The organism is Ectobacillus sp. OTK, from assembly GCF_059698935.1.
Genome location: NZ_AP048547.1, coordinates 2,936,485 through 2,958,514 on the forward strand (window position 1 = coordinate 2,936,485; position 22,030 = coordinate 2,958,514).

17 protein-coding genes and 1 pseudogene are annotated in these 22,030 nt (G+C 39.9%); 5 read left to right on the forward strand and 13 right to left on the reverse strand.

Translation table 11 applies throughout. The annotated features are described in order from the left end of the window. Window positions 1–46: 46 nt before the first annotated feature. From AC6HZ4_RS14740 to AC6HZ4_RS14755, 4 genes are read right to left on the reverse strand one after another with little or no spacing between them, the layout of a single operon-like run. Entirely contained in the window at window positions 47–883 is an 837-nt protein-coding gene (locus AC6HZ4_RS14740; protein ID WP_497490330.1) for a GNAT family N-acetyltransferase, read from the reverse strand. 17 nt (window positions 884–900) lie between these two features. Further along, window positions 901–2,382 (reverse strand): amino acid permease, encoded by a 1,482-nt coding sequence (locus tag AC6HZ4_RS14745; protein WP_497490331.1) that lies wholly within the window; start codon window positions 2,380–2,382, stop codon window positions 901–903. 27 nt (window positions 2,383–2,409) lie between these two features. Next, the gene (locus AC6HZ4_RS14750; protein WP_497490332.1) at window positions 2,410–3,540 is read right to left on the reverse strand and encodes an amidohydrolase; all 1,131 of its coding nucleotides are present in this window, start codon (window positions 3,538–3,540) and stop codon (window positions 2,410–2,412) included. A 42-nt stretch (window positions 3,541–3,582) separates the two neighbouring features. Continuing rightward, window positions 3,583–4,431, reverse strand: a complete 849-nt coding sequence (locus AC6HZ4_RS14755) for a MurR/RpiR family transcriptional regulator (RefSeq protein ID WP_497490333.1) — start codon at window positions 4,429–4,431, stop codon at window positions 3,583–3,585. Window positions 4,432–5,546: 1,115 nt separating this feature from the next. Between AC6HZ4_RS14755 and AC6HZ4_RS14760 the strand changes: the two genes are divergently transcribed. The 3 genes from AC6HZ4_RS14760 to AC6HZ4_RS14770 all read left to right on the forward strand — a co-directional run bounded on the left by AC6HZ4_RS14760 (window position 5,547) and on the right by AC6HZ4_RS14770 (window position 7,817). Beyond that, window positions 5,547–6,329: an amino acid ABC transporter substrate-binding protein gene (locus tag AC6HZ4_RS14760; RefSeq protein ID WP_497490334.1), complete on the forward strand. Its 783-nt coding sequence runs from the start codon at window positions 5,547–5,549 to the stop codon at window positions 6,327–6,329. A gap of 66 nt (window positions 6,330–6,395) precedes the next feature. After that, a complete protein-coding gene (locus AC6HZ4_RS14765; RefSeq protein WP_497490336.1) occupies window positions 6,396–7,055 on the forward strand; it encodes an amino acid ABC transporter permease in 660 nt (219 codons plus the stop codon). 15 nt (window positions 7,056–7,070) lie between these two features. Then, the gene (locus AC6HZ4_RS14770) at window positions 7,071–7,817 is read left to right on the forward strand and encodes an amino acid ABC transporter ATP-binding protein (protein WP_497490338.1); all 747 of its coding nucleotides are present in this window, start codon (window positions 7,071–7,073) and stop codon (window positions 7,815–7,817) included. A 711-nt stretch (window positions 7,818–8,528) separates the two neighbouring features. Here the strand turns inward: AC6HZ4_RS14770 and AC6HZ4_RS14775 are convergent. Next, window positions 8,529–9,485, reverse strand: a complete 957-nt coding sequence (locus AC6HZ4_RS14775; RefSeq protein WP_497490339.1) for a sugar ABC transporter substrate-binding protein — start codon at window positions 9,483–9,485, stop codon at window positions 8,529–8,531. A 124-nt stretch (window positions 9,486–9,609) separates the two neighbouring features. Continuing rightward, window positions 9,610–9,809: pseudogene (locus AC6HZ4_RS14780) on the reverse strand (DDE-type integrase/transposase/recombinase); the annotation flags it as partial. Between the two features lie 421 nt (window positions 9,810–10,230). On the opposite strand from AC6HZ4_RS14780, the gene AC6HZ4_RS14785 reads away from it, so the two are divergent. Next, a complete protein-coding gene (locus AC6HZ4_RS14785) occupies window positions 10,231–11,085 on the forward strand; it encodes an HAD family hydrolase (RefSeq protein ID WP_497490341.1) in 855 nt (284 codons plus the stop codon). Window positions 11,086–11,509: 424 nt separating this feature from the next. On the opposite strand, the gene dacB is transcribed toward AC6HZ4_RS14785, so the two are convergent. Further along, a complete protein-coding gene (gene dacB, locus AC6HZ4_RS14790) occupies window positions 11,510–12,949 on the reverse strand; it encodes a D-alanyl-D-alanine carboxypeptidase/D-alanyl-D-alanine endopeptidase (protein WP_497495723.1) in 1,440 nt (479 codons plus the stop codon). A gap of 395 nt (window positions 12,950–13,344) precedes the next feature. Here dacB and AC6HZ4_RS14795 point away from each other — a divergent pair, with 395 nt between their 5' ends. After that, the gene (locus AC6HZ4_RS14795) at window positions 13,345–13,989 is read left to right on the forward strand and encodes a lysozyme family protein (protein ID WP_497490342.1); all 645 of its coding nucleotides are present in this window, start codon (window positions 13,345–13,347) and stop codon (window positions 13,987–13,989) included. 433 nt (window positions 13,990–14,422) lie between these two features. Here the strand turns inward: AC6HZ4_RS14795 and AC6HZ4_RS14800 are convergent, their stop codons facing one another. The 6 genes from AC6HZ4_RS14800 to AC6HZ4_RS14825 all read right to left on the reverse strand — a co-directional run bounded on the left by AC6HZ4_RS14800 (window position 14,423) and on the right by AC6HZ4_RS14825 (window position 21,901). Beyond that, window positions 14,423–15,841 (reverse strand): glycoside hydrolase family 32 protein, encoded by a 1,419-nt coding sequence (locus AC6HZ4_RS14800; RefSeq protein ID WP_497490344.1) that lies wholly within the window; start codon window positions 15,839–15,841, stop codon window positions 14,423–14,425. Window positions 15,842–15,957: 116 nt separating this feature from the next. After that, window positions 15,958–16,566, reverse strand: coding sequence for a YesL family protein (locus tag AC6HZ4_RS14805; protein ID WP_497490345.1), 609 nt, complete (start codon window positions 16,564–16,566; stop codon window positions 15,958–15,960). 32 nt (window positions 16,567–16,598) lie between these two features. Further along, entirely contained in the window at window positions 16,599–18,089 is a 1,491-nt protein-coding gene (locus AC6HZ4_RS14810) for a glycoside hydrolase family 32 protein (RefSeq protein ID WP_497490346.1), read from the reverse strand. A gap of 200 nt (window positions 18,090–18,289) precedes the next feature. Then, complete coding sequence (locus AC6HZ4_RS14815) at window positions 18,290–19,882, reverse strand: ABC transporter substrate-binding protein (protein ID WP_497495725.1); 1,593 nt, start codon at window positions 19,880–19,882, stop codon at window positions 18,290–18,292. Between the two features lie 129 nt (window positions 19,883–20,011). Next, on the reverse strand, window positions 20,012–20,926 hold the full coding sequence (locus AC6HZ4_RS14820; RefSeq protein WP_497495726.1) for a carbohydrate ABC transporter permease: 915 nt from the start codon (window positions 20,924–20,926) through the stop codon (window positions 20,012–20,014). Window positions 20,927–20,944: 18 nt separating this feature from the next. Then, window positions 20,945–21,901, reverse strand: coding sequence for an ABC transporter permease (locus AC6HZ4_RS14825; RefSeq protein WP_497490347.1), 957 nt, complete (start codon window positions 21,899–21,901; stop codon window positions 20,945–20,947). Window positions 21,902–22,030 lie beyond the last annotated feature (129 nt).

The following is a 22,030-nucleotide window of genomic DNA, read 5'->3' on the forward strand; positions in this document are numbered from 1 at the left end:
ACCGCACATTCTCCTTTTCAAGCAAAACTGTTTATATTCAGTTCATTTATCGCGCCTTTTTGGAAAGCACATAAAACTGAACAACAACGTCTGTCTTGGTGTTTTTCTTGAAGTCTGTGACCTGCCATCCTTGCTGGAACAGATTTGTGAACACTTCTCTCGTTGTCATCCGCCATTGTATCGCCGCTTCTAAATTTGTCTCCCGTATCGTCCGGTAATCTTTCGGAACAGCAACGAACACTGTCTCCTCTTCCTGCTCAGACAGCGGAAGAACAGAAGAAGGGACAGGCAGGCCCTTCTCGTTTCTCTCCCATCGAAGCAATGATTTCTCCAACAATACATCCAGCTCCGCTTCCTGCCCTCTGGCAGTCTCCGTTTTCTCCTCCCCGATATGCCATTCGACGAGAAAGCGGTCGGAGGCGATGCCTTTATTCAAGAGATCTTCCATTTCTCCATAGCAATTCTCAATATACGTGGAACAAACGCCGCCCAGCTTGGCGATATTTAAATAGCCATTGATGCTTTCCAGCGGATCGTACGTCCAGGTGATGAGGGAATAGCCGAGCTTTCGCGCTTCCTCGCGCTGGGCAAGCTTCAGCTTCTCCCCGATTCCCCTATTGCGGAACTCTGGGTCAGTGGCCAAAATATGTGAACAGAGATAGACAGATGTCCCGTTAAAGCCGGGAAAGCTGTATTGAAAGGCGACGAGCCTTCCTCCAGCGTAAGCGCCAAGTACCAAGCCGCCGTTTTTTACTGCGGTAATCGTTTGGTGGGTCGGGATTGAGTCGTCCGCTCCCCACACTTTACTTTCCAGTCGTTTTACTTCCTCAAGTTCTTCAATCCGGTGAAGAGAGCGAATTTGGATTTCTTCTGTATTCGCCATAGCTACCTCCTAAAACATTATTCCCGGCTGAAATCAGCCTGCTCCAATGGAACGATCTTCGTTCGCTTTACAATCTTATAACCGAGAAACGCCAGCAAGAACAACGGCAGGCCAATATAGGAAACTAAGATACCGTACCAGTCAATCTTCGGACCGAAAAAGGCACCATAGTTTTGTCCAATGATTGCGGCGGTACATAGAACCGTAGCCAAAATCGGGCCGAACGGGAACCATTTTGATACATACGGCAATTCGTTCAAGTCCCTTCCTTGTGCGATGAACGCTCTGCGGAAGCGGTAATGCGTGATAGAAATGCCGAGCCAAGAGATAAAGCCGGCAAGGCCAGCTGCATTCAACAGCCAGGAGTACACAACCCCGTCTCCGAACAAGGAGGTAAGGAACGCTGTCATCCCAATAAATGCGGACATGTACAAAGCGTTCACCGGAATGCCGCTTTTGTTGACCTTTTTCAAGAAAGCTGGCGCCTTTCCTTCTTTCGCCAATACCCAGAGGACACGGGATGCCGCATACATCGCGGAATTGCCAGCTGATAAAACAGACGTCAGGATGACCGCGTTCATCACTGCCGCTGCGAACGCGAGACCGGCATTTTTAAAGACGAGCGTGAATGGGCTTACCGCAATGTTTTCTAAATCCGATCTTAACAGTTGTGGGTCTTTGTAGCTGATCAAGCAGCCAATGATAAAAATGGCCAATACATAGAACAATAGAAGTCTCCAGAAAATCTGTTTGACCGCTCTCGGCATATCCTTCCCAGGGTTCTCACTCTCACCCGCCGCAACCCCGACAAGCTCTGTTCCTTGGAAGGAGAAGCCGACGATCATAAAGACGCTGATGATCGATAAGAAGCCGCCATGAAACGGCGCGTCTCCTTTTGTGAAGTTTTCAAATCCGCCCGTATGGCCGTTCATAATGCCAAAAATCATCAATAAACCAATGACGATAAAAATGATGATCGTCGCCACTTTAATAATCGAAAACCAAAATTCCGACTCTCCGTAGCCTTTTACCGATAAAATATTCAAGCTAAAAATGAGTGCTAAAAAGATGGCGCTCCAAACGATTCCCGGCACATCCGAAAGCCAATATTTCATGATGAGCGAGGAGGCCGATAATTCGAGAGCCACGATAATCGCGTTGTTGTACCAATAGTTCCAGCCGATCGCAAATCCTAAGGCAGGATCCACAAACCTTGAAGTATATGTGCTGAAGGAACCGGTAATCGGAATGAAGGCCGCCATTTCCCCTAAGCTTGTCATCAAGAAAAAGACCATAAGCCCCGCGATGAAATACGCTGCGAGCGCTCCGCCCGGGCCGGCGGTGGCAATCGTCGATCCGCTCGCCAGAAACAATCCTGTCCCAATCGTCCCGCCGATGGCGATCATCGATAAGTGCCTTGTTTTCAGCCTTCGCTCCAAGTGATTTTCATAGGAAACCGTCTCTGCATAAACTTCCGTTGCACGCTCAGCATCTTGCATATAAACACCTCTCCTTTTGTTTTTTATCTATTCTTTTGAAGCCAACAGCATCGTCTGCGTTAAAATCTTTGCGCCGTAAACGAGCGCCTCTAAATTGAATCTCATATGCGGATGATGAAGACCCGGCGCAAGATCGCACCCAAGCCCGATCATCGTCGCTGCAACGCTTGGAGTTGTCGATGTGTAGTAGTGAAAGTCCTCGCCTCCTTGTGACACACAGGCCGGCGTCACATTTTCCTCCCCGAGAATATCGGCGATAGCGGTCGCAGCTAAGCCAATCGCTCCTTCGTTTGTCGTTGCCGCAGGTACATATTCGTTCATCGACCATGAAATCGCAGCATCAGTTTCGTTCATTGTCTCGGCCATACTTTCTGCCGCAAGCCGCTGCAATTCGCTCATCACCTCATTCGTCTGTGCCCTGACATCGATTGTGAAGGAGGCTGTTTCCGGAATAACATTCGATGCCTCGTTTTCCGTTCGCAGCTTCGTCATTTTAATCGAATATGGCGCATCTGTTTCGAGCTGGATTTGTTTTAGCTTTTGGACGAGCAAAGCGGCTGCCTCAATCGCATTGATGCCGTCTTGTGGACGGGAGGCATGGGCTTGAAGCCCTTTAATCGTTCCCCTGATTGTCCCGGCCGAGCCGTGAATGATGACTGGGGCGGCCTTCCCATAAGGAACTTCTATATGAGGGCGGACATGGACGCCAAACAAGCAGGCGACATTCTCCAAAGCCCCTTCCTTCACCATCTGCAGAGCCCCTTCCCCTTTCTCCTCGGCAGGCTGGAAGATGAACCGGAGCATATGTACAGGTTGGATGCCACTGGCGGCGATGGACAATGCCGCATATAACACCATCGTGCTGTGGGCGTCGTGCCCGCAGGAATGATTCGGTTTGATGACTCCATCTACTTCCTGAACGAGCGCATCCATATCCGCCCGCAGCGCGATAACCGTATTCGTCTGGCCGGGAATTTCAGCGATGATTCCGCAATGACCCGGAAACGTTTTCACCACGAACCCCGCTTGCTTCAAGCGTTCGGCAATATAGCGGGATGTTTGTTCCTCCTCCCAGCTCGGCTCGGCTAAGGAATGAAGGTCGTGGTATGTTTGCAGCAATGATTCTCGCTGCTCTTCGATATATTGAATTGGATTCATGCTCGGTACACCTCTTTGTTTATGACTTGTCGCTGTAACGCTTTATTCGACAAACACTTCATAGCTGGAATACAGCTTCTCCAGCTTTTGCTGGTAGGTTTGGATTCGTTTTTGATCCCTTTCATGAATGCCGGCGATCACCAAATCCAATAGACTGATTACGGAAGCGATAGAGTTTTTTCCAGCTTCGACATTTTCTTCCGTTGTCAGAGCGATGTCAGAGATCCGGCCTACCGGAGAAAGGAGGCGGTCAGTCACAGAAATTAAACAAATTCCCTGCTCCTTCGTACACTCGGCGACTTTCAAAGTTTCATTGGCGTATCTCGGGAAAGAAAAAACAACGACAACCGACTTGTCGGTGAGATTGCAAAACTTCTCATAGAAATCCCCCGTTGGCGAGCAAAGGCTGACATTTTCCCGCAGCGAACCGAGTGTATAGGAAAACCAATAAGCGGCCGCATGGGAGATACGGTGCCCGACGATCAACACTTGGTCAGCCTGGATGAGGGCATCGACTGCTTTCCATATGTCCTGCACATTCGTGTGATCCAGCAGATGCCGTAAAATATAAATCTCACTTTCAATCACTTTCGTAAACGGATCACTTTCATCATGGGACTGCAAACCCTCATCGGGTACATCCGTTTTATGCTGCAGCAGCACCTGCTTCTGAATTTTGTCCTGCATCTCACTGAACCCTTCAAATCCTAATGCATACGAAAAGCGGATGACCGTCGTCTCACTCACTTCCGCCTTCCGCCCGATTTGAAAAGCAGTGAAAAAGGCCGCTTCCTCAAGGTTTTCCACCAAATAGGCGGCCACTTTCTTTTGTCCCGCTGATAACTGGGGAAACTTTTCTTTTACTAACGTTTGAAAAGGAAGCTGTTCCATCCTCGTAACCCTTTCTCGTATGAAGTAAACACTTCATTTTTATAATTTAACGAAGTTTACACTTCATTTACATATACATTAACATAACATGGCAAAAAAGAAAATAATTGTTTTAATTTTTAGACGATTTTATATACTTTCTCCCTGCCACAAAAAAAGGCCGCGGATTCCCATCACCCGCGGCCATATTTCTATATTTTCCGACTAAAGTTTATGCTCAAGAAGCAGCCGCAGCTGTAGAGGGAAACAATTCTTCTCCCATAAATGACAGCAAAACTATACTCCCCTTTGCTTAGGCTGCATTTATTATACATTGCTATTTCATAAGTTTTCATTATTTCCTATACAAATAAAAACACTCCCAATTCCTTAAAGGAAAGGAATTGGGGGTAAGAAAGCGCAAGCACCATTGCAAATCCTCTAATCTGCCCTACCATAATTCAATGCTGATCATTCAATATGTCAACATCTGTTCTGGTAATAGGTATTACCCATTCAACAATTACTCTTATAAAAAAGCCCTCCCTGGCTGCTAAGCAAAGAGATCTATATTTTTATATTTGGCATACTATCACATCTCAAAATCTTACTATTCCCCATGCATTAGATATTTTTCGTAATAAAATATCGGCTACACTCTAGTAACATTTTGGTCATACAATATAGAAAACTAACGGAAACTACAGTTCATTTTAAAACTTACAAAACTCTAAGAAACCCTGATATAAACCCATTTTTGGACACTTTAGTTAACTATAGAAAATAGTACCGACCACGCTGGCAGCGTGGAGGGCAGGAGTTCGAGCCCCCTATGCTCCATATCTATTGATATATCGACATTTTAGAGAATTCTAAGAGTTCTCTTTCGTATTAGTCTTATAGAGCGCCTAAAATGTAAATGGCTAACCACTGCTCTAAAAATGAATAAGGAGTGTTTTTTTATGCTCCTGCCATTTTTAATTGAGCTTTAAAAGAGAGCATATAATATATAAGGAAGCGTATAAAATCCACTTAATATTGAATTTATAGTATTATAGTGTTAAACTGTTATAGTTTACCGATATATTAATGCACTAAAGCAAAATAACATTCAATTAAAGGTGGTATTGTACAACATGAAACATTTAGCAACTATTATCTTAGTAATAGCAGCGGTATTCACAGTTATCGCCGGGTGCTCTAAATCAACGGAAACAGCTGAGAAAACGGACAATACGCTGGTAATCGGGATCGATGACAAATTTGCACCGATGGGATTCCGGGATGAAAATAATGAAATTGTTGGTTTTGACATCGACTATGCGAAAGCAGCTGCGGAAAAGATGGGAAAAGAAGTAAAATTCCAACCGATTGATTGGAAAACAAAAGAAGCTGAGCTAAGCAGCGGACGAATTGATCTCATTTGGAACGGATATACCATTACAGAAGAACGTAAAAAGAAAGTTCTGTTCACAAAGCCTTATTTAAAGAATGCACAGGTTGTTGTTACGTTAGCTGACTCCAATATTACTAAACTAGCTGACTTAGAAGGAAAAATTGTAGGTCTTCAATCACTTTCTTCAGCAGCGGATGCCTTGAATGCTGCTCCGATCAAATCTAAAATTAAGACGGTAACAGAATTTGCCGACAATGTTTCTGCCTTGAACGACTTAAAAAGCGGACGTTTGGATGCAGTCATTATTGATGAAATTGTTATTAATTATTATATGACGAAAGAAGCAGACATATTTAAGGTGCTGAATGAGTCTCTTGCTCCGGAAGAGTATGGAGTAGGTGTCAAAAAAGGAAATGAAGAATTGCTGAAACAGCTTCAAGCAGCACTTGATGAGCTAAATGAAGACGGCACGGCCGCTGAAATTTCGAAAAAATGGTTTGGTGAAGATAAAGTATTAAAGTAATAATGAATATAAGACAAAACAGGTTTTCCTTCGGAAACCCTGTTTTGTTTTTGGGGGAATCTCTTTATGTCTTTTGATTATGTTATTTCAATCCTTGCACCCCTTTTGGAAGGGGCACAAATGACAATCCTCTTATTTTTGATTGCCATTGTGGTGTCAATTCCGCTAGGGTTCTTATTAACACTTGCTATGAAGAGCCGTTTTAAGCCTCTTTCCATGTTTGCTGAAGGCTATGTTTATCTGCTGCGCGGAACCCCGCTCTTGCTCCAGCTGTTATTTATATGTTTCGGGCTGCCGATGCTGCCTGTGGTTGGCGAATATTTGGTACTGGATCGTTTTGTCGCTGCCTGCCTCGGCTTTATTTTAAACTATGCGGCCTACTTTGCAGAAATCTTTCGCGGTGGTCTTCTGGCTATTGATAAAGGTCAATATGAGGCAGCTCAAGTTCTCGGCTTAAACAAATGGCAGACGATGACAAAGATTATCCTGCCTCAAATGTTCCGCATTGCTCTGCCAGCCGTCGCAAATGAATCTGTCACATTGGTCAAGGATACGGCGCTGCTTTATGCGGTTGCTGTACCTGAATTGCTGCACTTTGCTCAAACGGCTGTCAATCGCGACTTTACTATTGTGCCATTTTTCGTTGCAGGTCTTATTTATTTGATCATGACTCTCGTATTAACGATGTTCTTTAAATGGCTTGAGAACCGGTTCAAATTTGAATAAGAAGGAGTGATGAATATGGCGATCATTGAGGTATCCAATTTAAAAAAGTCGTATGGCAAGCTTGATGTATTAAAACAAATTACCTTTAATGTAAATAAAAACGATGTGGTAGCAGTCATCGGTCCCTCTGGTTCTGGAAAAAGCACGATGCTTCGCAGCCTAATCCACCTTGAAGAAATTGACGGCGGCAGCATTTGTGTGTCCGGTAATCATTTGGTGAAAGATGGAGTATACGCAAAACCTCATGAGATTAAACAAATCACAGGAAAAATGGGAATGGTGTTTCAACATTTTAACCTCTTTCCTCATCTGACTGTCAAAGAAAACTTGGAGCTTGCTCCGAAAATGCTAAAAAAGGAAGCTTCGGCTGATATTCAGCAGCGAAGCCAAGAGCTGTTAGAAAAAATCGGCCTTTCTGACCGGGCAACATCCTACCCGGCGAAGCTCTCCGGTGGTCAAAAACAAAGGGTTGCCATTGCAAGGGCGCTGATGATGAACCCGGAAATTTTGCTGTTTGATGAGCCTACTTCAGCCTTGGATCCAGAATTGACCGGTGAAGTATTACAGGTAATGAAAGATCTTGCTCAAGAGCAAATGACAATGATTGTCGTAACTCATGAGATGGGCTTCGCCAAGGAAGTCGCAAACAAGGTCATGTTCATGGACAATGGAGAAGTTGTCGAATCTGGTTCTCCTGAACAGCTGTTTATAAAACCGCAATTTGAACGGACAAAAACTTTCCTAAACCGCAGTTTGAAATAATTGTTTCAGCGTTTTGGGATGAGAAAGCAATCACAAAGATTGCTTCATAGATTTATACCTCAATTAAGTTTTTAAAATTCAATATGCAATCCAAATAGTTTTTCCTACATTTTCAGGCAGATTTCACCCGTTTGTGAAATCTGCCCTTTTTCGCTTAAAGCGCAACGGGTTCTGGCACAAAAACCTCAAATTGTTATCACCCTAAAATTCCTATGTATTAAGACTATTTTTCAAAAAATTAAAAGAAAACTAGCAAGTTAAGTAAGATAGGCGTGCTACTTTTTATAAATATGCACACTTTTTTAGAAGAAATAAACTTAAACTATAAAGGCAGCTCAAAACAGGTTGTGTAGTACCATCATGAGCGAGCGCAACTCACATTAAGCAAACTAGAGCTTTTTCATTCATTCTTTATAGTTTGTTTACCGGGGGATTGAACAAGCTGATTTAACATTACCTCATACATTTCTACTTCTATGTTGGGATAAGTGCTACGGGAAACTACTATTACAGCATTCCCGTAAAAACAAAAAAGTCCCAACAAGGGTTACCCTGTTGGGACTTGCGATTTTTGAACACGTGCCATAGCTGAATTACGAAGCCATTACATCCAGATTTTCGTGATATACAACCCTTGCATGTTAATTCCTGATCCACCCCAGTCACTTCCAATAAAAATCTCATAACTTATGAATGACCAATAGCGAAACTTCACTCCAACAATTCTTTTAGGAAATCCAGTTTTTGCTTCGCATTATCTTTGGTGATAAGATCTACACCAGTATCAATATTTTTTCTAACTTGTTCCCCCTCTAGCACTTTCCATGCAGTTTCAACACTTATATACCCCATATCATAAGGGTTCTGTGCTACTGTACCAGTTAACGTTCCGTCTTCTATTAACTTATTCATTTCAATAATTCCATCTGCTCCTATGACTGGCATTTTATATCCTTGCTCCTTAACCACCTTTACAGCACTTAGTGCCATGATGTCGGTTGTAGCAAAGATACCTTTCACATCAGGATGATTCTGTAAAATTGTTGTCATTGCTTTTCTAACCGGCAAAGCTTCGTTTGGTAAATCTACTTTTTTTGCTACAATTTTAATTCCTGCATCTTCTAAACTAAGTGTAGCTCCCTTTATCCGGTCAACCGAAACGGGACCGGTTAAAGATCCAGCAATAAGGGCCACTTCATCTCCAGGCTGCAGCCCTGAAGCTAATAGCTCACCTGCTTTTCTGCCTAACTCAAAGTTATTGGTACCAATATAAGCAGTTTTATGTTCCAAAGGAATATCTGTATCTACTAGTAATACGGGAATCTTATGTTCGACAAATTTCCTTAAGGCAGACATGACCGCAGGTGATTGTAATGGAGAGACAACTAATACATCCGGATGTTCTTTAAGAATATTTTTTAACACATACTCCTGTACATCTTTTTTTGATTTGAAACCTGGTGCGACAACTTTACCATCTATATCAAATTCTCGAAACCCCTTTTCTGCTCCCGCCTTCACAATATTCCAATACTGTGTGTCTAGGTCTTGTAAAACAACGGTTACTTTAGGTCTATCATCTTTTCTAAGGAACTTGACTATACATCCTATTACAGTAGCTAGAAAGACCAAACTAATCAATAGGATGATCCACTTCTTTTTCATCATTTATCTTCCTCCTAGAGGGGTATCATCAAAGTTTTGCGATTTTACAACGTTGAGGACAAGCAGGTTCAGGTACAAATATGATTTTTTAGAAGCATAGAATCTCGATATCCTTTTCAACTGTGAATTATAATACTGCTCCAAATAATTTATGGATGAATTCAATCTCACTCTGGAAAGACTTTACCCCTTGTTGAAGTTGTCCTTTTTTAGCCTATGCATTACTTCTACTCCACAGAGGACCTGTTTGGCTGTTCGAAACGTTTTGAATCCTAGCATAGAACGGATTCGTTTCTTGATAAAACGATGATCTTGCTCCACTATATTTTAAAGATTAATTGTAATTGTTTTGAAGTTTTTGCACCAGAACCATTTCTTCAATATCTTCCTATGACTTTATCAACAGGAAACGCTTTCGGACAAGTTGAAATTTTAGAAATATTAACTTTTTAAGTATTTCTGTATTTATTCCAAATAAAACCTCTTCTTACATTTAAGAAAGGTTGTATAAGTACCTCATACGATCCCCAAATAAAAAAGGTAAAACTCAACCTAAAAGCTGCTCAAACTGCCTTACGTACTTCTCATATGCCGCAAGTACTCCAATATTATCTTTGATATGATTTGATATTCTATATGCATAGGGATTGGAATTCTTTTTTGGTGAGGAAGTAATTCATTGATGTTAGAAATAACGAGGTGTATACTTGCCAAATAAACTCTTTTTACCAAATAAGGGGGAATAGTGATGGTATTGAAACCTAAGGCAATTTTCTTGGACATGGATGGTACAATATTAAATCATCAAAATAAAGTAAGCATTCGTACAAAAGAAATTATTGATGATTTACGAAACCAAGGAATATTCGTTTTTGTAGCTACAGGTAGAGCTGTTGATGAAATAGAGGGATTAGTACCTCAAGGTTTTCAAGTGGATGGGCTAATTACTTCAAATGGTATGGCGGGGTATGTAGAAAAAGAAGTAATATTTAAACATTCACTTTCACGTGAGTTAGTGGAAACACTTATTGAAAAAGCAAGACAAAACAAAGTGTATTATGAGCTTTTCCCATATGGAACATCTCGAGTTACATTAAAGCAAGATAAACAATATGTTGAGGATGAAATTAGAGATCCAAAGCCAGACAGTGTTGGAATTAATGAGTGGCTTTCACGTAAACATGCGATTAAAGAAGACATTGCTTGGAAGGATAACATAGAGGGAAATGAATTTTCGAAATTTTATTTCTTTTCTAGAACAAAAGAACATATAAATAGATGGAAATATGAGCTTGATAAGATAAAGCTAGAAATAGACTTTACTACCTCCATATCTTCCGAGCACAATGTCGAAGTGATGGTTGCGAACGTGAACAAAGCAACAGGAATAAAACAGATGTTAAAGCATTTTGATTTATCTGAGGGTGAAACTATGGCTATTGGTGATAGTGACAATGACTTACCAATGTTACAGTTTGTTAGTTATGCTGTGGCTATGAAAAATGCTTCAGACCGCATTAAAGAAATAGTCCACGACATAACAGAATTCACTTGTGATGAAGACGGAGTGTACCATTACCTTAAATCTAAATTTAGACTATAAAAATCAAGTAGTAATATTTTGGGTTTTTTAAATAAACGTGAACTACCCCCTCTTACCGCTGGGCTCCTCCCTTTACGCACTTGAAGAAGGGGACTTCTGGACTAAGTCCGTTAAAGAGGGAATTTTTACTCTAGATATTAAATACTAAAAATCGACAGTAAATAAGAGAGGGCTACTCTCCCTCTCTTTTAGAAAATAATTCGGAAAGGATTTTCTCCCTTTAAAACTGCAATGAACTCTTCTGTTTCCATTTCTGCTTCAGCTGCAGTAACTGTACCCTTTAATCAAGTACAATATATTTAATATTAGATGGGCATCGATCAATTTTTTATCCACCCTCGAGCATTTAAAGCTTCAGCTAATCGGCCTACTCCTACCATAGTTAAAGGAGCTGAATGTTTGTATACGGCTCTCTTACATATATTTAATGTTGCGCTATTATTTCTACTATTTTATCCTCGATTTCTTTTCCTTTTTCTTCATCAAGCAGATTATTTAATAGAATGGAAAATATAAGTGTTTCTTCTTTTTTCGTTTCTATATAACCAGATAAGGAAGTAACAGTTGTGATGGTTCCTGTTTTTGCTTTTACGTTTAAGGATTCCATTCTCTTTCTCAAGGTTCCTCCTATCATCCTGTCATTATTACCAGCGACAGGCAAGGATTTTAAGAAAGAGGGAAACCATTTTTCCTTTTGAACATGAAACAGAAGGCTCGAAATTTCATTAGCTGGAATTAAGTTAACATGAGAAATGCCTGAACCGTCTCTGATAACTAATGTATTTGGATTCACACCCAATTTGGGCAGCTGCTCATTTAACACTTCTAACCCTTTTTCCCAGTTGCCTTCTCCTTTCCTTAATTTCCCCATTTCCTTAACTAAGATTTCCGCATGTCCGTTATTGCTAAGCTTCATAAAAGGTATGAGAAGTTCAGACAATGGAATAGATAGATGGCTTGTAAGGATATTAGCATCCTTAGGTGTCTCACCAACCTTAGAAGTTCCCAAAAGTTTGATCCCTTGTTTTGCTAATTCTTGCTTAAAGAGATCAAGCACAAATTGAGCCGGTTCCCAAACTGCTATCCATTCTTTTTCAATGTTTGCTCCGATAGGAAGAAAGCCCTTAACAATTATAGTATTTGAACCGTGTTTTCGGTCAATTGTAAGGTCTGTTTCTCCATCAGGAGGTATGGTCACTGCCTGATTGATGATATGTATATAATTTGTTTTGTGTGAGAGTTGAATTTGTACGGGATCCCCTATTTTCAAACCTGGAGATACCTCGACAAGGATGGTACCAGAATCAAAATCTTTATTTGGAGAAACTGTAAGTGCCGAAATTTGAGATCCATAATAAGCGTACTCATCACTCCAAATTAAATCAGGAGATAAACGAACATCGTCGAACCAGCTGTCGTCCCCTATGAGGTCTCCCTCGATGATACTGATTCCGGAATTGGCAATATCCTTAGCCATTTGATTGAGATCTTCTCTTAAAAGTGTTGGATCGCCAAAACCTTTTAAATACAGATTCCCCTTTAGGATACTTCCATCTCTCTTTCCTTCTATTCTGATTTCAGTCTTAAATTGATACTCTTCTCCTAAGACCGATAAGGCTACTGCTGAGGTAAAGAGCTTCATATTTGAGGCAGGTCTCATACGGATGTCCCCATTATGCTCATATAAGATTTCCCCAGTACTTGCAGATCGAATGCTTATTCCCGCAAGCCCTCCTTTTAAAAGTGGTTCTTCCTGTAAGAGCCGATTGATCTCTGCTTGAAAACTTTGATCTAATTCATTTGCATATGAATTGGAGGAAGACGGTAAAAAGGCCGCCAAAATTGAAAATACCAAGATGTAGATGCCACTTTTTTGTATAATGTTCAAATGATTCCACTTCCAAATTGTTTTTAGTAGATATCATTTCCTGTTTACCTAATTCTATTACAAAACTGAAAACGTAAATGATTAAAGGAAAGTCTATTTCAAAAGATTTGTAATGGGCCTTATTAGTCTATTTCAGATGTTTCTGGTATTTAATTTTATATTTCTTTAATCCAATATTAAACATTCAACCAGTCAATACCTCTTCCATTAATAGGTATAACCCCTTTTTAATCAGTCCTTTCTCCTGTATATCATTTATTTGTAAGATACATGTAACAATACTTGAGATGAGATATGTTACGATAATACAAGCATAACGCTTTTCGTAATTTCTTTTGTGAAGCATTACTTACAATTATGGAGGAAAGAACATGATAAAGAGATTTGGATGCTTTTTTTCCATTCTCGCGTTATCGCTTACTTTCTTCATGACTTTTGCAATATGGGGAAATGATCTAAAAAATATGTTAAGTCATTCTTTCTATTCATACCTAACCGGCAGGGTTCTGTCTTATAAGTCTGAAATTGAGAAAGAACTGGGCAAATATGACTTAACTGTATTCACTCCAGTATTGCTGTCTATTATGTACCAGGAAAGCCGTGGAGAAGGAAGTGATCCTATGCAAGCTTCTGAATCAGCCGGATTAAAAAGAAATGAAATTCAAGAACCCTCTCTCAGCATCCAACAAGGGGTCCTACATTTTTATCAAATGTACACACTTGGAGTAAAAGAGCATGTAGACATGAATACGATTATACAAAGCTACAACATGGGTCCGGGATATATTCACTATGTGGCTGCAAATGGCTTCAAGCATAGCGAGAAACTTGCAAAGGAGTATTCAAAAATGCAGGTGGATAATCATCCAGACCTGTACACTTGCGGCGGATTTAAAGGAAACTTCCGTTATCCGTATTGCTTTGGTGATTTTACCTATGCTACAAAAATACAAGAAAGAATCCCTGTGATGGAGAAAGTATTAAAGAGTAATTCTTATACAAGGATGAGTTTGTAAAGCGTCTTATTTAGCGTCAACTGCCACCACTTACTCGCTAACGCTTCTTTCCCGCAAGGAGACTTCCGTTGGCCGAAAGTGGGGGCTTGTAATTACCAGAAGTACGAATGATTATTGCGAATCTCCTTCCTTAAAGTGGTGTTTACATCGCGGCAGATTGACAGCTATCCACAAGGGAAGTCATGCTTTCTTGTGTTACTTCAACGATGTACTCAATTCCTTTTCGTTGAAGATTCATTGCCCAATGCGATCATCATTGGATTGGTAGTGCATGTTTTATAACAAAAAGAATGTTTTGTCATAAAAAAACTGCGCCCCGATAGTTAGATTTGTTTGTCTAACTATTGGGGCGCAGTTCAACACTTGAAATGTTATCTCCTTCCCATTCTCTATTCTTCTATGACTTCCAATTAGAATACGTTAAGGTTACTATTTACTTTTTTATGGTCACAGGTACATTTACATCATCAAGATTGATATGGCCAAAACCACCTGTTTCATAATCTACGACTTTAATATATAATTCTTCATTGAGATAGTCAGAAGCATCCCAGTAAACCCTTCTATAGGCTTCCCAATTCGCTCCTGTTGCTTTAAACAGAATTTTTTCATCCGAAGCTCGGACAAGTGCCACATATAATCGATCTAGATTAGCTACTCCACCGATAAGGAAGTCAACTTTTCCATTTCCTCCTAATACAAAGTTCTCAGATTTTAAGATTCCTGTCAGTGAATCTCCGCCTTTTTCTCCATTAAATCCCCATAAATGATATCTTTCTGAATCAATTCGGTCTGAAGCTTGGTTAAAAGGACCACCCCATCCCCAATCAGTTGCCTTGGTTACGTGTTCATGACAGAAAGCATTTCCTTCTACAACAGTCCATCCTGTTAAATCCCCTGACTGGAAATCATGGTTGGTTAATTCTGTACTATCAGGACCAACAGCATCGTCTTCATTAGGTTCAGGCCAATAGGAAGGAACTGTTTTCCCGTATGCAGAACCCATTTCCCATACATGCATTGACTTGACAATGGCATTTCCACCACTACTCCATAATTCCAAGCCTAGTGCATCGGAAAGTGTTGGATATACACGTGATGTGATACTTTTTTCACCATTTGCATAGGCTTCAATCATTGAACGATCCAGATAAATGTGAAGCTTAAGATTATCCCTTCCGATCTTAAGCTTCCCGCCCTGTATACCTTTTTGTATATCCGGATCGAGGCTAGATTTGTTTCTATCAATGTTAAGTAATTGCTTATCTACATCGAAGAACAGTAATGTTTCTTCCTCTCCATTTAATGACTTTCTAAGCTTCAAACCTACTTGTTTTGCAGAGGTTGGATTTATTTCGAGTTGAATTTCCAACATATCGCCTTTAACAGTCTCTAATAATCGATTGACTTTATCTGTTTTCATATTCTTAATTGAAACAAGTTCCTTCTTCCTTAAGGAATCTAATTCAGAAATTGGTTTAATCCCTAATGAGCCTTCTGAAGTTAATGAAAGCTCCAGTGGTAACCCTGCATTATGAGCCCAGCCAGCATCATAATGTTGCTGCTCTGTCCTGCGGTCCTGAGCTATACTAAAGAGAATGGAACGTCCTTTTCCATCAACCATCCCGCTTGGCCCTGTAAAGTGTTCACCGTAATCAAATTGTTTTGGATCCGCGTGGTCAGGAACAAACTCTAATTTTTCTTTATCCCATGTTCCAATCCAATACCAAACATATTTTACATTGTGTGGACTGTACCCATCAAACCAAGGATTGAAAAAGAAGACATATTTTTCAACACCTTTTGCATCTTTACCTAATGGCAGAAATATTTGTCTTTTATATACAAACAAAAAAGAAGGTGCATACAAAACAACTTATAAGAAATAATGTGTTAGCTTATAAGAATGGATGTTAGTATGTATGCGGTTAAATGCACCGCTTAAGAAACTTAAAACAAAAGAATTCCTCAATTCGTTTCCTTTATTTTTAGCAGCTGGTTAAAGCACATTTGACATAAGTAATAAACTGCATATGCTGCGAAACTGCCAATGAATAAAATCGTCACTGGATAAAAATAGAATAAGGTAGTACAAACACCTAAAATAATTAATAAAAGAATGGTTAAGACTGGATTCATAAGTGAAAAGAAAAAGGCATTTCGAATAACATGCTTCCAGTTGAGTTCAAAATGGACCATAATCGGAAAAAGATAAATGGATATCGAACAAAACAACAAAATACCAATGACTAAGATGATGTACAAAATGAGTTGACCAACAGATATGTTCGGATTGATAAATCTATAATCAAAATATAAGAAAAGCGCTAGTACCGACCAAATAGTCGAGATCATAAAGCTTTGTTTAAAATTTTCCTTAAACATTCGTAAAAAGCTCTTTAAAATGCCTTCTGTTTCCTTTTGTAAAACTCGTTTACGGACAACGCTAAACAAAGCTGCTGTAGCCGGAAAAAAGGTAATAAGAGGGAGTGAAGTAGCAACCCATAATAAATTTAGAAGAAATAAATCTACGATTGTATTCAATGTGTGAAATAGCCTGTTGTGTAAATTGTTCATTCCATCATTCCCCCTATTACCTTTTCACTACATTAGCGCCAGGTAGATTTTAATGTATAAAGCTCTAAAGAATGTAGCTTAACTTCTCCATTTTTTGCATAAAGTTCAATTTGCTTATTTTCCTGATTCGGGAAAATCAAGTCTGTTACGACCGACACCCCATCGTTCCCGAACAATTCTACGGACGACCTATCAACGAAAACATGTAAGGTGATCTTGTTATTTTGTGGTACTAGATTGCTCCCATGTTTTCCGGCGAATGCCTCATGAAAATCAGCCTTTCCTGAATTTGTTCGATCTACAAATAACGTGTTGTTTTCTACATCATATCCGATAATCGTTTCTTCACCGGCTCCCTTACAAATCTTGAAGCCAAATTCCACTGCCGATCCAATTTCAAACTCAGCAATGATTTCGAACGTATTACTTTTTACATTTTCTAAAAGATTTTTTCCTGGTATCACTTCTTCGTTTTGGATTGATACTTTTTCGCTGCGAAGAGCCTGTAATTCGCAAATGGGTGTTTGAACGAGCCGCACACCTTGTTCTGTATTCTTTAACGTAAGTACCCTAGGAATCGTCATCGCACTTCGCCACTCCTTTGTAGGAGTAACATTTGCATAGCGCCAGTTGCTCATCCAACCAGTATATATCCTTCTTCCGTCTTCGGCTGGAACATCAGACCAGGTAACGCCCGCATAATTATCGCGTCCATGGTCAATCCAAAGAGTCGTTTCTGGAGTGTGTTGATTTACAAATGTTGTTCCATTAAATTCTCCAATAAAATACTGTGTTCTAGATCCTTCTTTATAGTTCGGATTATCACCGATACTGACGAAGAGCACCCATTTTTTTTGTGTAGGATCACCATCAACTGATAATTCGAAAAGATCTGGGCACTCCCAAACTCCTTGATGTGAGCCATGTCCTTCTCCGAACTCACTAGCAAACTCCCATGTTATTAAGTTCTGTGAAGTATAGATTCGAATCGTTTGACCTGCGGCTAATACCATGACCCATTGATTGGTTTTATGGTGCCAGAAGACTTTTGGATCACGAAAATCTGTGATATCTTCTTGCAGTACAGGGTTTCCCTCGTATTTCACCCATGTACGCCCGTTATCTTTGCTATGTGCAAGGCTCTGCCTTTGCCTTGGACGATCAGAATCAGGATATGTATCCGCATGAGTGAAAATGGCAACTAACCCTGACTTTCCTTCAAAGAAACCGCTAGTATCATTCCAATCCACTACGGCACTTCCTGAAAAAATTGCTCCATGTTCATCAGGTGCTAATGCAATTGGTAGATGCTCCCAATGAACAAGATCTTTACTTACTGCGTGTCCCCAATGCATTGGTCCCCATGTTGTTCCATTAGGATGATATTGATAGAATAAATGATATTCCCCATTATAAAACACCATCCCATTCGGATCGTTCATCCATTGACTCTCTGGTGAGAAGTGATACTGCGGGCGGTATTTTTCCATATAATATTGCTGTTTTGCTAAGGCATTACTCATTCTTCCATTCTCCTTTTCTTCCATTCTAAGGACTTCTTTTTTTAATCGTTCTGCCAGCTCCCTGGGAATTCCACCTTTTTTGAATGACCGGAGGGTATAAAATCTCCTAAAGCTGTGACATCAAACATGTACATCATCCTACTTCTTATTTTTGAAAAGAAGAGCCAGACGAGAAAGGATGTCTGGCTGTATAGTTGGAGTTACTGTTTGTTGTAGCGGTCTAATCCTTTTTGGTAAACCTTCATTAATTTATCAAGTCCCATATCATTTAGCTGCTTCACATATGCATCCCACTCTTTCTCAATGCCGCCCTCGATTAACCATTGCGCTTCCTTCTGCTTCACAAATGCTTTAATTTCAGGCTCAATCGTATTAATGACTTCAAGCTCTTCAGGGCTAAAGAAGATAGATGGATAGTTTTCTTGTACCATATGTGGTCTATAGTACTGATCAAGAATTTGTAATCTTTCTTTCGCCCTTGGTTCCATGTCTACAACCTTGCCAAAGTGCTCCTTTAAGACTGCAAACGGACCGCCTGGAGCAACCTTCTGACGCAATTCACCCATTGCTACGCCCGCAGGAAGCTCTTTATTAACTAACATGCCATTTGCATCCTCCTCGTAAATTTCACCGATTGGGCCCCAGTTAATTTGTGCTGACATTTTTGGCTCATACAATTGATCAACCCAACGCATCGTAATTTCAGGGTTCTTGTTCGCTGAGGTGATAACAAAGGCATCTCTTCCATACTCGGAATAGTTTGAGCGCCCAATCACTACTTTTCCATCTTTCCCTTTTAATGGAGGCAATACGACATAATCCTTCGCTCGGTCGGTTCCAACGACCTCCGTATTTTCCCACCAAATGAAAGAGCCTAGTGTTGGATCTTGTGTTTTTCCTTTTGCAAACAGCTGATCCGTCTTTTGCGTTACAACCTCGGGGTCAATTAAACCTTCTTTTACCCAGCCATTATAATAGTTAATTGCTTCTTTAAATTCTGGCTGAATCGCCGCATAAAGAACTTTTCCATCTCTTACAATACGGTGGTCGGCTTCAAAAGGAGTGTCCGGCAATCCGAATAAACCAATTAAATCTCCTTCATTACCGCACCAGCCGTTATACCAGAACGTCAATCCAATTTCGTCTTTCTTACCGTTTCCGTTTGGATCCTTTTCTTTAAATTCCTTCAACACATCATGGTATTCTTCCAATGTAGTCGGCATTTGCAAGCCAAGCTTGTCTAACCATACCTTATTAATGAACATAATATTTGGCATGCCGATAAGATCCATTTCCTCTGCGCGCGGCAGGGAATAAATATGACCATCCGGTGCTGTTACAAGCTTTTTCAATTCTGGTCTTTGTTCAAATAATTTCTTTAAGTTAGGCGCATATTTATCGATTAACTCCTCTAATGGTATAATGGTACCATTCTGACCATATTGGATAAGGTCATGATCAGAAAAGCCTGATGAATAGAACGCATCTGGCAGGTCGCCGCTTGCCAGCATTAAATTTTTCTTTTCTTGATATCCATCGCCAGGGATATTATTCCATTTAATTTGGACGTTCGTCGCTTTTTCAAGTCGATCAAAAATGACCATTTTCGAATAGTCAGGTGCCAGAGCTGCCTTTGGTGAAACAATGTTTAACGTAACAGATTTGTCGACAATCGGTAACCCTGTTTTATGAAAGGCAACATCTGCTTTTTCCTTTGCACCAGCGGAACTATTGCTTGAGCAGCCAGTTAACGCTAATGAAGCACTTAATCCTAAAACCAACGTCATTGCCATGTTCTTTTTCTTATTCTTTTGGATATTTTTCTTGATTGATCGAATCATTTATTTTCCCCCTAGGATATGAATTGGATGGCAAACTGGTAATTGAGTCTACCATCACCTCCTTAACGCAGGTATTTTCTATTAACCTTTAATTCCGCCAATCATAACACCTTTTACAAAATACTTTTGGACAAATGGATATACGATTAAAAGCGGGATGGAAGCTACAATAATCACACCATACTTAATTAACTCAGAAACTCTTTGCTTTGCGGCTAATGAGTCCAAGTCACCAATCATCATCGTAGATGCCTGATTTTGAATTAAAATATTTCGTAAAATTAACTGTAAAGGATATAGGTTTTCATTATTTAAATAGATTAAAGCGTCGAAATAGGAGTTCCAGTGTCCAACTGCATAGAATAGCACCATAACAGCTACAATTGGTTTTGATAGCGGCAGGACAATCTTCCAGAAAAATTTCACATCAGAACACCCATCTATTCTTGCTGATTCTAATAACTCACTAGGAATAGAGGACTCAAAAAATGTTTTGGCCACAATGACATTCCAGACGGCTACAGCCTTCGGCAGGATTAGTGCCCACATTGTATTAAGCAAGCCTAGATTCTTAACAACTAGATATGTAGGAATTAATCCGCCTGAGAAAAACATGGTGATGAGGAATAAAAACATGATGACGTTTCTTCCATACAAATCTTTTCTAGACAATGCATAGGCAGCCATTAAAGTAAATGATACATTGACAGCTGTTCCAACCACCGTATAGATGATGGAGTTCTTATAACCTAGCCAAATCTTGCTGTCTCTAAAGATTCGTTCATATCCTTCAAGGGTCAGTTCTTTCGGTATAAACCATACCTTTCCTTCGTAAATCATGTTTGGATCACTGAAGGAGGCAATCACGATAAAGTACAGTGGATAAATTACCAATATTAGCATAATCGCTACTAGGAAAACGTTAATAATATCGAAAACCTTGTCTTCCTTAGACCTTCTTGTGACTTTCTTATTTTTCAAGGCTAATAAACTCATTTTCACTACACCCCCCTGTTACCACAATCCTGTACCGGATAATTTTTTCGCGAACTTATTTACTGCAACTAATAAAACTAAGTTGATTACTGAATTAAACAATCCTACTGCTGCTGCAAAACTATATTGCGCCTGCTGTAAACCCATCTTATAAACATAGGTTGGGATAATTTCTGCAGCCGGCTGGTTCATTGGTGTTTGTAACAAGTAAGCCTTCTCAAAACCAATGTTCATAATATTACCAACGGATAAAATTAATAGAATAACAGCTGTTGGCATAATCGCAGGAATATCCACATGGAAAATCCGCTGCCACTTATTGGCTCCATCCATTACCGCAGCTTCATGCAGTTCAGGACTTACTCCTGCTAACGCTGCCAGGTAAATAATTGCAGCCCATCCTGTTTCTTGCCACACACCTGAAGCGATATATAATGGTTTAAACCATTCTGGCTTTGCCATAAACGAAATCGGATCGCCACCAAATATCACGATTAAGCTATTAATAAGTCCGTTGTTTGAAAAGAAAACATAGATCATTCCGGCTAATACAACCACTGAGATAAAATGCGGTGCATAAACTACGGTTTGAACAAAACGTTTGTATTTCTCACTTCTAATTTGGTTCAACATCAAAGCAAGAAAAATAGGAAGTGGAAAACCAACGATTAACTGGGTAACACTAAGACCCAAAGTGTTTTTAATTAAGCTCCAAAATTGGTAGGAATCGAAAAAACGCTCAAAGTGTTTAAATCCGACCCAGGGACTTCCCATAATCCCTTTTGTTGCCACAAAATCTTTAAAAGCAATTAACACTCCATACATTGGAACATAATGAAATACGATGAAATAGATTAACGCAGGTAAAAGAAATAAATAGAGTTGATAATTACTCAAAATCTTCTTTAGTTTTATTCCTTTTTTTACTTGGATAGATGAATTGATTATCGAATTTGCCTTCCTTGCTGTTTCCATACCCTTGCCTCACTTTCAATTATGGTTTTTAGTTATTCCAACAGTTAAATTGAAACGTTTCCAATTGAAGATAAAAAAGTTTGTGCATCTAAATCGCTTCCTCCTCTTTTTATATGAAGAGGATTCGAT